A 15,283-nucleotide genomic window follows, 5' to 3' on the forward strand; every position below is an offset into this window, starting at 1 on the left:
TTGAGAAGCCCTGCAGCTCAGGGGGACGCCACTGTCAGGTGGACAGCGCGGGGTCAGCGTCGAGCAGTGCGGCGACATCCGCCCAGCCGGTCTCGGAGACGATGCCGACGTGGGTGTACGGCAGTCGGCGGACCACGAGGCGGGCATCCGCCGCGCGCCAGCCCGCCACCTGCGCATCGGTACGGCCGGGGGTCGGGGCTGAATCGGGATCGCCACCCGGATCGGCGGCATAGAGCGCCATCAGTCCGCGGTAGTGAGGCGAGGACGATTCGGTGACCATCCCGAGCAGCGCGGTCGCGGCGTCCCGGATGACCGACGCGAGTTCCGGTGCGTCATCAGGAAGTTCTGGCAACAGCCGGTCCAGCTCCGCGGGATCAGCCAATGCCCGCCCGGCTTGCTCGGCGAGGCCCGCCAACGGAAACGAATCCACCAGGCCCACATACGCAACCGATTCCCCCGCAGCCTCCAGAATCGCCGCCAGCGCGTGCACGATATTGCCGCCGAGGGAGTACCCGAGCAGGCGATACGGACCGTGCGGCTGAATCTCGCGAATCGTCACCAGATAGTGCCGGGCAAGTTCGTCGATCGTGCTCGCCCGGAACTCATTCCCGCTGAGCGAAGGCAGCTGGAGTCCGATGATCGGCCGATCCGCGCGCAGCAATCGGGCCAAAGGCGCGAACTGCCATGCCGTTCCGCCCACCGGGTGAACACAGAACAACGGCTCCGCCGACCCGGTGGACCGCAGTTCCAGCACATGATCGAGGCGACCGCCCAGCATGGCGAGGCCGTCGACGGGTCTCGGCGAGGCGTCGGAATCGACAGCGGCGGTATTGATTCGAGCCGCAAGCGCACGCGCGGTCGGAGCCTCGAACACATCGTCGAGCACCACTTCCATTCCCGCGCGCCGCAATCGGCCGATCAGGCGGACGGCGGTGAGCGAATGCCCACCGGCAGCAAAGAAGTCCTCATCGGCTCCGATGACGGACGCGGACAGCACGGCAGCCATCGCGAGACGGATCTCGCCGAGCGGACCATCATCGCCGGACGCCTGCCGCTCGGCCGAGACCTGCTCGGCTGTCGCAGATTCCGTCTCGTAGGTTGGGGCCGGAAGCGCTTTACGGTCGAGCTTCTCGCTGGTCGTGCGGGGGATGTGGTCGAGTACGACGAAGGCGGCGGGAATCATATACGCGGGCAGGGCTTTTGCCAGGTCCGAGCAAATGGCGACAGTGTCGAGTTCGGTATCCCCCTTGGCGCTGAGGTAGGCCACCAGCCGCTGGTCACCGGGGGTGTCCTCGCGCAGCAGGACGGCTGCGGTCGCCACGCCGGTGCAGCGGGACAAGGCCGATTCGATCTCGCCCAGTTCGATGCGCTGGCCGCGTAGCTTCACCTGGCTGTCGGCGCGACCCACGTATTCGAGCTCGCCGTGCGGACCCCATTTCACGAGATCGCCAGTGCGGTACATCCTTTCGCCGGTGCCGTACGGGTCGGCCACGAATGCGCCTGCGGTGAGCGAGGGACGGGCCAAGTAGCCGCGAGCCAGCTGAACGCCGGTCAGGTACAGCTCACCCACCGCACCGGCGGGGACTGGGCGGAGGTTCTCGTCGAGGACGCGGACTCCCGCATTGGGAGCGGGTTTGCCGATCGGCACCGTGCCGGTGTCGGCATCGATGGTCTGGTGATAGGTGATGCAGACGGCTGCCTCGGTGGGGCCGTACAGGTTATTGACCCGGGCTCCGGTCAGGGCGCGAATGCGGTGTGCGGTGGCCGGGGGAAGTGCCTCGCCGCCGGTGAAGACGCAGCGCAGGCCGGTGTATCCGGCCAGATCGGCTTCCTCGCCGAGGACGCCGAGCATGGAGGACGTCATCTGAATGGCGGTCACTTGCTCGCGGCGCATGAGCTGGGCTTGGTAGTACGGGTCACGATGTCCGTTGGGGCGGGTCAGCACGATGCGCGCCCCCGTCAGCAGGGGCAGGAACAACTCCAGCAGGGAAGCGTCGAAGGTGGCGGGGGTGCGGTACAGGATGGTGTCGCCCGGACCGAATCGGTGCTGTCGCTGCAACCACTCGAAGGTGTTCACGATCGCGGCATGGCTGACGGTGACGCCCTTCGGGACACCTGTGGAGCCGGAGGTGAACAGCAGATAGGCGGAATTGTCCGGACGCAGTGGGGATTTGCGCTCGATGTTGGCAAGCGCCGTGTCGGCGACCCCCGTCAGATCCAGCTCCTCGAGTGCCACCACCTCGGCCCGATCGGTCGCAAACCCATCCGAATAGGTGCTGAGAACCAGTGCGGGACCAGCGGTTTCGATAATCAGATCGACGCGTTGCGCGGGCTGTTCGGGATCCACCGGCAGGTAGACGCCGCCGGAGCGGCACACCGCGTGCGCCGCGATCACCGAATCGATACTGCGGCCCATGGCGACCGCGACCACCGATTCGGGTCCGACACCGCGCGCGACCAGCCAGCGGGCCAGGCGATTGGCACGAGCTTCGAACTCCCCGTGGCTGATCGCTCCACTCTCGGCCGTGATGGCCGATGCGTCCGGATCGACCACCGCGGTCGATCCCCAGGTCGCCAGGGTGTCGCCTCGGGTATCCCGCCGCCCGGTCGTCTCCGTCAGGGCCGCGACCGTCACGGCCGGGTCGGCGGCCAGAGCGGTGAGGATCTCCCCCAACCGGTTCGTCAGCCATGTGGCCGATTCGGATGACACCGACCCCGGATCGTGGTGCAACATCAGGTTGAACCGGTCGCCGGGTAGCGCGGTCACCGTAATCGGGTAATGCGTCAGACTGTGGACCGCCACATCGGCGACCCGAAGGGTGTGCGAATCCGGCTGTCGCAAACCCGTTTTCGGGAAGTTCTCGTAGACGACGAGGGAGTCGAACAACCGCCCCAGCCCCACGGCCCGCTCGACCGTGGCCAAACCCAGGTAGGCATGGGCCTGCTGTGCGAACGATGCCTGCTGGAACTCGACGAGCTGATCCGGCAGTGGGCGTTGCACATCCAGGCGCAGCCGCACCGGAATCGTATTGCTGAACAGCCCCACCGTGGTCTCGACCTGCGGCAGATCTGCCGGGCGGCCGGAGACGACCGCACCGAGGACCACATCGGTGCGGCCGAGATGGTCGGCCAGCACCATCGACCATGCGCCCTGCAAGAGGGTGTTCATGGTCAGCCCGTAGCGTCGGCCGATTGCCTCCAATTCGGTTGCTGCCGTGTCGGATAGAGGAACTCGCAGTCCAACCGCAGGCTCTTTGCTTCCCGTAGTCCCAACCAGCGTCGGCACGGTCAGCCCGTCCAGGTATTCGCGCCAGCGATCGATCGCCGAGTCTGAATCCCGCGCGGCCAGCCACGCCAAATAGTCACCGTAATAACCAGATTCGGGAAGCCGGTCCGCACCGTGATAGAGCGCGAGCGTTTCCCGCAGCATGATCGGCACCGACCAGCCGTCAGCGAGCAGGTGATGCGCGGTGAGGATCAGCCGATGCACGGTATCGGTCATACGAATCAGCAAGACCCGCAAGAGCGGTGGCTCACCGATGTCGAAAAGCTCCGCACCGGCCTCGCGCTCCAGCCGGAGTGCAAGCCTGTCGAGGTCCTCGCCCGCACGGCCGCGCAGATCCCGCACCCGCCAGGACAATCGCGGCGTCCGGGGAATCACCTGTACCGGATGATCGAACTCCTCATAGCGGAAGGCCGCGCCCAGGTTCGGATGCCGGGCCAGCATGTGCTCCAAGGCATTCGCCAGCCGATCCGTATCGACCACGCCGTCCAGCTCGAAGCGTGCGGTCATGGTGTAGACGTCCTCGGCCCCGTCCCGCAATGCGTGGAAGAGCAGGCCCTCCTGAAGCGGCGACAGCGGGAGCACATCGGCGATGGGTCCGTATCGCGCGGTCAGCTCGTCCATGGTCTGCTGCGGCAGCGCCCCGGTGCCGGAAGGGGTAGCACCGACGACGGATTCCACAGCGCCGGAATCGAATTCGACGGCGGCGGCGAGCGACTCCACCGTGTTCCTGGTCAGCAGCTGTTGCGGGGACAGCATGATCCCTTGCTCCCGCAACCGGCTGCTGACACTGATGGCGGTGATGCTGTCACCGCCGACACCGAAGAAGTCATCGTCGATACCGACCGCATCGTGGCCGAGCGCCTCGGCGATCACCGCACACAGTGCCTGCTCGGCCGGAGTGGAAGGCGCTCGCCCACCCGCATCGGACGGCGGCTCCGGAAGCGCACAGCGATCCAGCTTCCCGTTCACCGTGCGTGGCAGTTCCTCGAGGACGACGATCCGCGACGGCACCATATGGTCCGGCACGGAAGTCGCCAGCCCGGAACGCAATTCGACGGAGTTCGGCGCACTCCCACCGGCGGCAACGACATACCCGATGAGGGTCGGCCGACCCGCGACCTCGCGAATATCCGCCGCTGCGGCCCGCACCTGAGGCAGCGCACCCAGCGCCGCCTCCACCTCGGCCAGCTCGACCCGGTGCCCGCGAATCTTCACCTGGTTGTCGACGCGGCCGACATACTCATAGCCGTACCCGGGAACCCAGCGCGCCCGATCGCCGGTGCGATACATGCGCGCACCCGGCGGCCCGTACGGATCGGCGACGAATCGATCCGCCGTCACCGCCGATCTCCCCAAGTAGCCGCGTGCGATCTGCGGACCCGCCAAATACAGCTCCCCGACCTGGTTTTCGGCGACAACCTGCAAGCCGTTGTCGAGCAGATAAGCCCGGGTGTCCGGCAGCGGCCGACCGATATGCGGTGCGGTACCGCGCACCGGCGCGCCGATCGCATCGACGGTCGCCTCGGTCGGCCCGTACAGGTTGACCGCGGTGATACCGAGGCTCTGAATCTCCTGCCACAGATCCGGCGGGCAAGCGTCTCCGCCGAGTACAAGCAAATGCGGTGCGACGGTCGATAACCCGTGCTCCAACAGTGCCGCCGCCTGCCCCGGCGTGCCATCCGCGACATCGATCCGATCGCAAGCGAAGGCCGCCACCAGTGCGGCAGGATCGCGCCGAATCTCACTGTCGTACAGATGAATACGATGTCCATCCAGCATCCACAGCAGCGGATCCAGCGAGGCGTCGAACGCGAACGAAGTCGTGTGCGCCACGGTCAGCGGCCTATCCCCGGCCCTGGCCGCAGTCTCGGCATAGATCCCGGATCGGTGCGCGGCCAGCAGTCGCGCCACCGCACCATGCTCAACCAGCACTCCCTTGGGCCGACCGGTCGATCCCGAGGTGTAGATCAGATACGCGGCGTGACTCTCATGCGGCGCGAAACCAAGTTCGGCAGCTGTCAGTGGTTCTGATGAATGCTGTTGCAGCTCAGCCTGATATGCCGGTTCATCGATCGCCACGGTGTCGGCCCCGAAGGCCGTGCCCAGCGTACCGGCGGTGAGTACCAGCAAGGGTGCCGCATCCTCCACCGTCGCCTGCAATCGCGGCAATGGGTATTCCGGATCCAGCGGCAGGTACGCACCACCGGCCCGCCACACCGCGAACATCGCCACCACGAACTCCACACTGCGGGGCAGGGCAATGCCGACGATTGTCTCCGGCCCCACTCCCTTGCTGCGCAGATAGCGGGCGAGCCGGTTGATCCGATCGCCGAGTTCGGCTGCGTCCCACTGCTCCCCGTCGCTCGTGAGCAGTATCGCTTCGGGCCGCTCACGTACGAGCCGATCGAAGGCGTCGGGCAATAGCTCGACGGCAGCACTCTCCGCAGGCCCCGACCGGTCAGTCAGAAGTCGCGCCCGCTCGTCCCGCGCGATCAACGCCAATGCCCCGACCGGCGGCTTGTCCCCGCCCGTGAACGCCTCGATCACCCGCACCAGTCCGTCGATCCGCCGTCGCACGGCCTCCGGATCATTGGTCCGCGCATCGGATTCGAAGCCGAGCAGCACCGTGCCATCGGGAAGCGGTGTCACCACCAGCCCGAAATCCTCCGGCGGCCCGCCCGCGATATTGCGCAGTACGCCCCGAGCCCCGTCGAAATCCAGGGCGAAGTCGAAGACCTTGAGATTGACGCCGACCCCGTGCAGCAGTTCGCCCGCACCGAAGCCATGGAAGTCCCGAGCCAGGTCATCACCGGTGTAGCGCTGATGCGCCCGCACCTCACGCAGGGCGTCCGCGACCCGAGGCCCGAGTTCCGCGAACCGATCATCGGAGTGCACGGTCAGTCGCAGCGGCAGCACATTCACGGCCATGGCGGGCGTCCGCAGCGCGGCCCGGCCGACCCGCCCCATCAAGAGCATCGAGACGACGACATCGGAGCTGCCGAGCACCCGGTTCACGAATGCCGCGTAACAGGCGACCAGCGCGTCCGCCCAGGTGATTCCGCAGTTGTCCGCGCATTCCCGCAACCGGTCGAGCGTGGCGACGGGGAGTACCGCCTCGGCCCGAATGGTCCGTTCCACCGGGCCACCCAGGTGTCGCCCACGGCCATCGAGGTCCGGCCAGGGCGTCAACTGCTCCCGCCAGAATCGGCGATCCAGTTCGAACTGCTCACTCGCGCGATAGGCCTGTTCCTCGTCGACCAACTCGGCGATCATCCCGAAAGTCCGCTTGGGTGGCGAGGTTTCGCGCCGCAGAGCGGTGTAGTGGGCGGCGACCCGGCGCGACAGCAGGGCCGCGCTGTAGCCGTCGACAATGAGGTGGTGGTACAGCTGTACACACCACACCTCACAGTCGGTGACCCGAATCAGCGTGTAGCTGTATAGCTGCCGGTCCACCATGCCGCGCGCATGTTCCGCAGCGTGCCGCCGTTCGAGCGCCACCGCCTCATGCGCCAGCGCGACCGGCTCGGCTGCTGCGCGCAGATCAATGGTGGGCCGCAGTTCGGCCGCCGCGTCGATGACGAATTGCCTTGGCCCATCCGCGGTCTCGCGGAATCTCAGCCGCATGTTCTCGGCCTCGGCCACCGTTCGGCGAATCGATTCGGCGAGCAGATCGACATCGATGGGCTCGTCACCGGTGATCTCGAGTACCTCGCCGACCAGATACCGCCCGGATTCGGAGTCGAACCGCTGGGCATTCCAGATGCCCGATTGCGGTCCCGTCAGCGGCAATCCGACATGGTCGGCACCCGCGCCCGGCGTAGCGTCAGGTTCGATCGGCGACAACGGTAACTTCCTCCCTCAGTGACAACTTCAAGAAGAAAGGTTAGCCTAACTTTACTTGCCGTGGTGTTGCTACGTCCTGGCCTGCGGCAATCGCGTCCACGGACCCCTCAGTGCGCACCCACAGCGTTCTCGGCCAGCGGAATGACAAGCGGTGCACCGGTTTCCGGGTCATCGATGATCCGGCAGCCCAGCGCGAACACCTCCCGCACCAGTTCGGCAGTCACGATCTCCTGCGGCGGACCGGCGGCGATCACCCGGCCGTCCTTCATGGCGATCAGGTGATCGGCATAGCGGAAGGCGTGATTCAGATCGTGCAGCACCGCCACCACCGTGCGCCCCGAATCCCGTTGCAGCGACCGGCACAGGTCGAGCAGCTGGATCTGATGCGCAATATCGAGATAGGTGGTCGGCTCGTCCAGCAGGATCACCGGCGTGTCCTGTGCCAGCACCATGGCGATCCACACCCTTTGCCGCTGCCCGCCGGACAATTCGTCGAACAGTCGCGCCGACAACTCCGACACACCCGTGGCGGCCATGGCGGCCGCCACCGCCTCCTCATCGGCGCGTGACCACTGCCGCAGCAGCGACTGATGCGGATACCTCCCGCGCGCAACCAGATCCGCGACGCGAATACCATCCGGTGCGGTGGACGTCTGCGGCAGCAGCCCTATCCGGCGCGCCACCTCCTTGGCCGGATACGCGCCGATCTGCTTGCCGTCCAGCAATACCGCGCCCGATTCGGGCGTCAGCAAGCGGGCCAGTGCGCGCAACAAGGTGGATTTGCCGCAGGCGTTCGGGCCGATGATCACGGTGAATGCCCCATCCGGAATATCCACCGACAGCTCGTCGCTGATCGTCCGCCCGCGATAGCCGAGGCGTACCCGTTCGGCCCGCAACCTGGACTCGGATTTGTCCGCGGCTTCGGCCCGCAACCGGGACTCGGCTTCATCCGCGGCATCGAATCCGGCTCGCGGGCCGTGGTTTTCGTTCATCGTCGCTTCCTCTGATTCCATCGGGTCCTAATTCCGGCGCGCCTCGGCCACCAGCAAATACGCCAGATACAGCCCGCCGATCGAAACGGTGACGACGCCGACCGGCAATGTGGTCGGCGCGAATGCGCGCTGGGCGATCCAATCGGAGGCGACCAGCAGCAGCGCCCCCATGGCCGCGGCCGGGAACAGCCCGGTCGTAGGCGTGCGGGCCAGGCGGCGGCCCAATTGCGGTGCGGCCAAGGCGATGAACGCGATCGGGCCCGCGATCGCGGTGACCACCGCCGTGAACGCCACGCTCACCGCGATCAAGAGCAACCGGCTGCGGCCCAGGCCGACACCGAACGAACTGGCCAGCTCATCGCCCAACTCCAGCACCGGCAATTGCCGCGCCAGCGGAATCAGCATGATCGTCAGCACCGCCAGAATGGCCAGCGCGGGCCCGACCTGCGGCCACGACAATCCGTTCAGCGAGCCCGCACCCCACGCCGCGGCCGACATGGCCGCGTGCAGATCGGCGCGCAGGATCAGCCACGTATTCACCGAGGCCAGCATGGCGCTGACCCCGATTCCCACGATGATCAGCCGGAAGCCGGTCACATTGTGCCGGAATGCCAGCAGCCAGATGACCACGGCCGCACCCAGACCGCCGATCAGCGCGCCCAGCGCGGTCCGGAACTGCCCGCCGCCGAGCGCGAGGATGACGACCAGCGCACCGGTGTACGCGCCGGTATTGAAGCCGACGATATCCGGACTGCCCAGCGGATTCCGGGTCACCGTTTGCAGGATCGCGCCGCTCACCCCGAGCGCGGCCCCGAACACCAGCGCCAGCAGAATGCGCGGCAATCGCCAGTCCCACACCACCAGTCGATCGAATCGCTCATCCCCGAGGAACAGCGCCCGCAGCACCCGCACCGGCGGTATCGGGTAGTCACCGGTGCCGAGCGCCAGCACCGCCACGGCCACGGCGGCCGCCACCAGCACCGCGCACACCAGCACGGTTCGGACGCCGACCCGGGTGGCCAGCACGCGCGACCGGACCACCAGCATCGAACGGCCGAAATCCACGCGGGCGGTCATGCCGCACTCACCTGGGGACGGCGAGCCAGCCAGATCAGCACCGGCGCGCCGAGAAACGCGGTGACCAGCCCGGCCGGAATCTCGGCGGGCCGAATAATGATGCGCCCCACCACATCCGCACCGAGCACCAGAGTCGGCGCGAGCAGCATGGAGAAGGCGAGGATCCAGCGCTGATCCGGGCCGACGATCCAGCGCGCGATATGCGGCACCGCCAATCCGACGAAGGCGATCGGCCCCACCGCCGCGGTCGCCGTGCCGCACAACAGGGTCAGCGCCACGGCCGTAAGCAGCCGGGTCCGGCCGACCCGGACACCGAGCGCCCGGGCCAGATCATCTCCGAGCGCGACCGCGTTCAGCGAGCGCGCGGCGATCACCGCGGCGATCACTCCCACGCCGATGAACGGCGCGGCCCCGGCGATGATCGCGTAACCACGCCCGGTCAGCGCCCCCGAATCCCACTGGCGCATCTCATCGAATGCGGTGGCGTTCAACAGAATCAGCCCCTTCGTGAGCCCGGACAGCACCGCCGTCAGGGCGACACCCGCCAAGGTCAGCCGCACCGGATCGGTCCCCCTGCGTCCCGCGGTCCCCAATCGGTAGACCGCGACCGAGACGATGGCCGCCCCCGCGAACCCGAACCACACGTACGAGGTGATCTCACCGATCCCGAAAAACGCGACCGCGACCGTGATCGCGAATGCCGCACCGGCATTGATGCCGAGCAGCCCCGGATCGGCCAGCGGATTCCGGGTCAGCCCCTGCATAAGGCAGCCCGCGACACCCAGCGCGACCCCCGCCAGCAGTCCGAGCAGGGTGCGCGGCACCCGGTACTCGGTGACGATCAGGTGATCGGGCGAACTGTCGTCACCGCACAGTGCGGCCCAAATCTCCGCGACCGGAATCGATTTGGTGCCGACGAGCAGGCTCAGCAAACAGACGGCAGCCAATCCGGCCACCGCCAGCAGCCACAACGATCTTTTCATCGAGACGTTTTCTCCAGCGTATTCAGGCAGGTCAGGCGTTTTCGGGCGAGAGAATCGCCAGGTCCGAAAGCAAGGCTAGCCTAACCAACCTCTTGTGGATGAAGGTTTGCCTACCCTAACGTTTCGAAGCGGTTCGGGTCAGAGCTTCCATCCCTGCCCGCCGCCACTCACCGCTCATGCCTGAAAGAGGTTCTCCCCCAGTGAAATTCACCAAGTACGCACTGCTCGCCGCTGCCCTCAGCACGGCCCTGGGCGTCACCGCCGGCACGAGCCACGCCGCCCCCGACACCGAGGGCGCCATCAACGCGGAGTCCATCAACTACACCGCCACCACCACCGAAGCGTCCACCATCATCAACACCGATGCGGGCTCCATGGTCGTCGAGAACGGCGTCTTCAAGATCAAAGCCGCTAACGGCACCACCGTCGCCGGAACCGAATTGAACTTCCGCGTAGACGATTTCGTCTTCCCCATAGCCGCCGACATCGCCGGTAACGCCGCCACCCTGACCCCCCAATTCGACCTCGCCCACGCCACCTACAAGCCGGTCGCCCTCCCCTTCGAAGACAAGGCCCCCTGGAAGTCCGAATACGACCGCGAGGTCGCCGCCTGGAGCCGCATGACCGGCACCATCAGCCTCGGCGCAAGCATCGCCACCCTGGTAGGCGGCATCGGCGGCGCAGGCATCGGCTGCCTGATCGGCGGAGCCACCAGCGCCCTCCTCACCGGCGCCCTCACCGCCATGTTCGGCGCCCTCCCCGGCGCAGTCGTCGGCTGCATCGCAGGCATGGGAGCCGTCGGCTTCCTAGGCACCCTCGCCGGACAAATCTTCATCACCGCCCCCATAGCAATCCTCGCCGCGGCCCAATACTTCACAACGGTCAATTCCCCCTTCCCGGGGAAATGAAGTAATTCCGGTCAGGGACTTTCATTTCACCCCTCGGAGCGCTTCGGGGTCGCCTCCAGGATTCCGATCTCCCGACGCAGGTCGGACAGCAGCATTTCGGCGACGTCTCGGCTGAAACCGTTGCGGATGACGAACCTGATGACCGAGATGTGTTCCAGGTTGGGCGGCAGCGTGTACGTGGGGGCTTGCCAGCCGCGGGTGCGCAGTCGGTTGGACAGATCGAACACGGTGTATGTGTTCTCGTAGTCGGGGTGGATCCGCAGGGCGAGGACCGGGAGGTGCTCACCGGCCGAGATCACCTGCACGCTGTCGATATCAGCCAACTGTTCGGCGAGATGGCGGGCGACGTCCAGGCACGCTTGATGGACTGCACGGTATCCATTGAAGCCCAGGCGCAGGAAGTTGTAGTACTGCGCGATGACCGGAGCCCCGGAGCGGGAGAAGTTCAGGGTGAAGGTTTCGATGCTGCCGCCGAGCAGTTCGCAGCTCATCACGAGGTCCTTGGGCAGCGCGGACGGTTCCTGCCACACGATCCAGCCCACTCCGGGGAACACCAAACCGAATTTGTGTCCGGAGGTGTTGATCGACTGGACGCGCGGTAACCGGAAGTCCCACACCGTATCCGGCTCCAGAAACGGAGTGACGAAGCCTCCTATCGCGGCGTCGACATGGAGCGGAATGTCGATCCCGGTGCGCTGCTGCAGCTTGTCCAGCTCCGCCGCCATGCGCTCGATCGGATCGAGCTTGGCGACCTGTGTGGAGCCCAGGACCCCGATGACGCCGATGGTGTTCTCATCGCACAGTTCCGACAGTCGCGACGGGTCGAGCGTGTACGAGGGCTCCTCGATCGGCATCCACCGCGGCTCCACATCCCAGTACTGGCAGAATTTCGGCCAGCAGGTGTGTACGGCCGTGGGCAGCACCAGGTTCGGCCGGTCGACCGGCAGGCCCTGTTCGCGCCGGCGTTCGCGCCACCTGAACTTCATGGCCAGCCCGCCCATCATCGCGGCCTCGCTGGAACCGCCGGTCGAACAGCCGACGCTGATGCCATCGGGGTCGCCCCACAGATTGTCGAGAATGTTGACGCAGCGCGCCTCCAGTTCGACGGTCTGCGGGTACTGGTCGTAGTCGACGATATTGCGATCCAAGGTATCCGCGATCAAAGCCCGGGCCTGTGGTTCCATCCAGGTCGTGCAGAACGTCGCCATGTTCAGTCGCGCGTTACCGTCGAGGATGAGTTCGTCGCGGATCAGCGCGGCGGCGGCATCGGGCGGCATCGGACCGTCGGGGAGCTTGAATCTGGGTACCCCGCCCTCGGGCACCAGCCCGCAGTAGAGCGGGTTGACATCGACCGATTCGGCCCACCGGTTTGACTGCACATGCGAGAGCATTGTCCGCCTTCCTCGTGGTACGCGGTTACCGACCTGTGCTGAAATCGTGTGCTGTCGTAGCGCGAATGTGGTTCAGATAGCGAAACTTCCAGCCGCGTAGCTCTCCAGCGTCCGGTTCGATGCGCAGGTTCGGGATACCACGCAGCAACCGATCGACGGCGACCTCGACGAGGACCGGTACCAGTGCGCCGACCAGACATTGGTGGAGGCCGTAGCCGAATGTGAGGTACGGCTTGCGAACCCGCTGGATGTCGAATCGGTCGGCGTCGTCGAATTCGCGCTCGTCTCGATTGGCGGAGGACAGGCACGGAGATACCCACGCGCCATGGGGAATTCGCACGCCGCCGAGGGAGATCTCCCGCGTGGTCTTGCGCCCGACCAATCCGACGGGTGCGAGCCAGCGCGTCGCTTCGTGCACGGCGGCCGCGAGCGACTCGCGATCGGCGGATACCTGCGCGCGTTGGTCGGGATGGGTGGCGAGGGCGTAGGTCAGGTTTCCCGCGAGCCACCCCGGCTCCTGGAATGCGCTGATCATCATTTTGATTGTCGGAAGGACGGTTTCGGCATTCCTGGGTCGGTCGGCCGGTCGCCCGGTGTGCAGCAGGGCGGACAGGAACGACCCGTCCGGGTGTGCGCCGAGTTCGGTGAGCAGCGGGCCGAGGGTCGTATCCATCTCCCGGCTTGCGTCCATGGCCGCGATGCTCCGGCCAGGATCGCCGCCGGGGTTCTGCAGCGCATCGGTGAAGGCCGCCGACCACCCGCGCAGCGTGGCCTCGGGGACCGCGCCGAGACCCAGAGTCCGGGCCATGGCGGCAACGCAGACGGGCTGGAAATACTCCGACATCAGGTCGATGGTGTCGCGGTGACCTATTTCCGCCAATCGCGCTGTCGCGATCTCGTTCGCGACATTCTCGAGGTTGGCTCTCGCGTCGCCGGCCACACGGCCGGCGACGCTGTCCCGGATCTCAGTGTGCGCGTCGCCCTCCCGGGCAAGGATCGACATACCCGGGCCGCACAGTTTCGTCAGCGGCGCATCGGGATCGCTGGTGGCGAAGGACTCCGGACTGGACAGGACCTGACGAACATCTTGCAGGCGGGCGACCAGCCAGACGCCGAGCGCTGGTACCCATGCCACCGGTTCTTCCAGGCGTAACCGCGCATAGATCGGATAGGGGTCGGTATACAGCGACTCGATCGTGATGGACTCCGCGAAACTACCCATTCACGCACATTCCTCTTCGTCGTTACAGCAACAGAAGGGCAAATTGAACGCCATGGGCGGCGCGCGACTCTGGGTGCGTCAATTGCCTACGTGTGTCAGGATTTCGCCGACGCGGTCACCATACTGCCGAGATATTCATTGATCGCCTGGAGCGCGACCGCGCCCTGCCCGATCGCCGAGCCCACGCGCTTGACGCTCCCGGATCGGACATCACCGGCGGCGAACACTCCGGGCACATTGGTCTCCATCAACAGCGGGTCGCGGGCTGCCGACCACGGGACCGCGAGCGGCCGGTCATCGCGAACGACTTCGGTGCCCGTGAGAACGAAACCATGATCGTCACGTCCGATGAGATCGCCACACCACTCGGTGCACGGTGTGGCTCCGATCAGCAGATACAACGCCGCCGCGGGAACTGTTTCGGTACTACCGGTGACACCGTCCCGGAGCACCAATCCGGTCAGTGACGTGTCACCCAGTGATTCGACGACCTCCGTCCGGGTGCGCACGGAGATGTTGGGACAAGCCTTGAGTCGCTCGATCAGATAGTGCGACATGGTATCCAGCTCGGCGGTGCGCACCAGCATCGTCACCGAGCGGGCGTAGCGGGCGAACGCCAGCGCCGCTTGCCCGGCGGAGTTCCCCGCGCCGACCATGTAGACATCCTCGCCCGCGACGGTCGCGGCTTCGCTCAGACATGATCCGTAGTACACCCCGGCATTGATGAAACGATCCACGCCGGGCGCGGGGTGACGACGCCACTGCATTCCGGTCGCGATCAGCACGGCGCGGCCGCGGATCACCGAGCCGTCGGCAAGTCCGACGGTTCGCCAGTCACCGTCGGTGCCCAGACGGTTCGCCACTCGTGCCGAGAGCCATTCGACTCCGAAACCCTTGGCCTGGGTGAGCGCTGCCCGCGCGAGTTCCGCACCGCCGATTCCGCTGGGAAACCCCAGGTAGTTCTCGATCCGTGAGGTGCTACCCGCCTGTCCGCCGGGAGCGTCGTCCTCGATCATGACAACCTTCATGCCCTCGCATCCGGCGTACACACCACATGCCAGCCCGGCGGGGCCGCCGCCGACTATGACCAGATCGTAGGTATCGGACTTGGCCGGGCGAGTCAGATCCAGCGCGAGCGCCAGGTCGATCAGCGAGGGATCATGCAAAACCCGACAGTCCGGCAGCACCACGGTGACCGCGGCATCTCCGGACATTCCCAGCCGTTGCGCCATCTCCCGGGCAGGCTCGCTCCGATTCATGTCATGCCACGCGTACGGCACGACATTTCGCTCCAGAAAATCGCGCACCACGAACGCCTTATCGGCATGCTGGTGGCCGAGCACGACTACGCGGGATGAATCCGAGAGAGCAGTATCCACTACATCCTCCGGCCGGTTCGAATTCGAAGATGTTCGATCAAACCCTCCAAGATCCTAACCGAGCCCTAGTTGCCTGATCGCATATTCGACGATTCAGCTAACCATCGGCTACATCAATTGGCGCGGTGCGGGCCCACCGGTCGCTTGCCCCGCTCCAAGAGCTGGCTGATAATCGAGGCATCGGTTGTATCGGCCGGGTGAT

General features: G+C 66.3%; 8 protein-coding genes. 1 reads left to right on the forward strand and 7 read right to left on the reverse strand.

Annotated elements, in window-relative coordinates:
- Window positions 1–34: 34 nt before the first annotated feature.
- From AB0N05_RS16975 to AB0N05_RS16990, 4 genes are all read right to left on the reverse strand, one after another.
- The gene (locus tag AB0N05_RS16975) at window positions 35–7,129 is read right to left on the reverse strand and encodes an amino acid adenylation domain-containing protein (protein ID WP_364694165.1); all 7,095 of its coding nucleotides are present in this window, start codon (window positions 7,127–7,129) and stop codon (window positions 35–37) included.
- Between the two features lie 107 nt (window positions 7,130–7,236).
- A complete protein-coding gene (locus tag AB0N05_RS16980; RefSeq protein WP_364694168.1) occupies window positions 7,237–8,121 on the reverse strand; it encodes an ABC transporter ATP-binding protein in 885 nt (294 codons plus the stop codon).
- A 27-nt stretch (window positions 8,122–8,148) separates the two neighbouring features.
- Window positions 8,149–9,198, reverse strand: a complete 1,050-nt coding sequence (locus AB0N05_RS16985) for an iron chelate uptake ABC transporter family permease subunit (protein ID WP_364694171.1) — start codon at window positions 9,196–9,198, stop codon at window positions 8,149–8,151.
- Entirely contained in the window at window positions 9,195–10,181 is a 987-nt protein-coding gene (locus AB0N05_RS16990) for an iron chelate uptake ABC transporter family permease subunit (RefSeq protein ID WP_364694173.1), read from the reverse strand. Before AB0N05_RS16990 ends, AB0N05_RS16985 begins: the two co-directional genes overlap by 4 nt.
- A 200-nt stretch (window positions 10,182–10,381) precedes the next feature.
- Here AB0N05_RS16990 and AB0N05_RS16995 point away from each other — a divergent pair, with 200 nt between their 5' ends.
- Window positions 10,382–11,089, forward strand: coding sequence for a hypothetical protein (locus AB0N05_RS16995; RefSeq protein ID WP_364694176.1), 708 nt, complete (start codon window positions 10,382–10,384; stop codon window positions 11,087–11,089).
- Between the two features lie 26 nt (window positions 11,090–11,115).
- Here the strand turns inward: AB0N05_RS16995 and AB0N05_RS17000 are convergent, their stop codons facing one another.
- From AB0N05_RS17000 to AB0N05_RS17010, 3 genes are all read right to left on the reverse strand, one after another.
- Entirely contained in the window at window positions 11,116–12,468 is a 1,353-nt protein-coding gene (locus tag AB0N05_RS17000) for a glutamate decarboxylase (RefSeq protein ID WP_364694179.1), read from the reverse strand.
- 37 nt (window positions 12,469–12,505) lie between these two features.
- Complete coding sequence (locus AB0N05_RS17005) at window positions 12,506–13,702, reverse strand: cytochrome P450 (RefSeq protein ID WP_364694182.1); 1,197 nt, start codon at window positions 13,700–13,702, stop codon at window positions 12,506–12,508.
- Window positions 13,703–13,797: 95 nt separating this feature from the next.
- Window positions 13,798–15,081, reverse strand: coding sequence for an FAD-dependent oxidoreductase (locus AB0N05_RS17010; protein ID WP_364694185.1), 1,284 nt, complete (start codon window positions 15,079–15,081; stop codon window positions 13,798–13,800).
- Window positions 15,082–15,283 lie beyond the last annotated feature (202 nt).

This window comes from Nocardia sp. NPDC051030, from assembly GCF_040683015.1.
Taxonomy (GTDB): Bacteria; Actinomycetota; Actinomycetes; order Mycobacteriales; family Mycobacteriaceae; genus Nocardia.

What these genes read in the sequence shown, in the direction of transcription:
- AB0N05_RS16990 (WP_364694173.1), bottom strand. Translation starts at nt 10,181, where the DNA reads ATGAAAAGATCGTTGTGGCTGCTGGCGGTGGCCGGATTGGCTGCCGTC.
- AB0N05_RS16985 (WP_364694171.1), bottom strand. Translation starts at nt 9,198, where the DNA reads ATGACCGCCCGCGTGGATTTCGGCCGTTCGATGCTGGTGGTCCGGTCG.
- AB0N05_RS17005 (WP_364694182.1), bottom strand. Translation starts at nt 13,702, where the DNA reads ATGGGTAGTTTCGCGGAGTCCATCACGATCGAGTCGCTGTATACCGAC.
- AB0N05_RS16980 (WP_364694168.1), bottom strand. Translation starts at nt 8,121, where the DNA reads ATGAACGAAAACCACGGCCCGCGAGCCGGATTCGATGCCGCGGATGAA.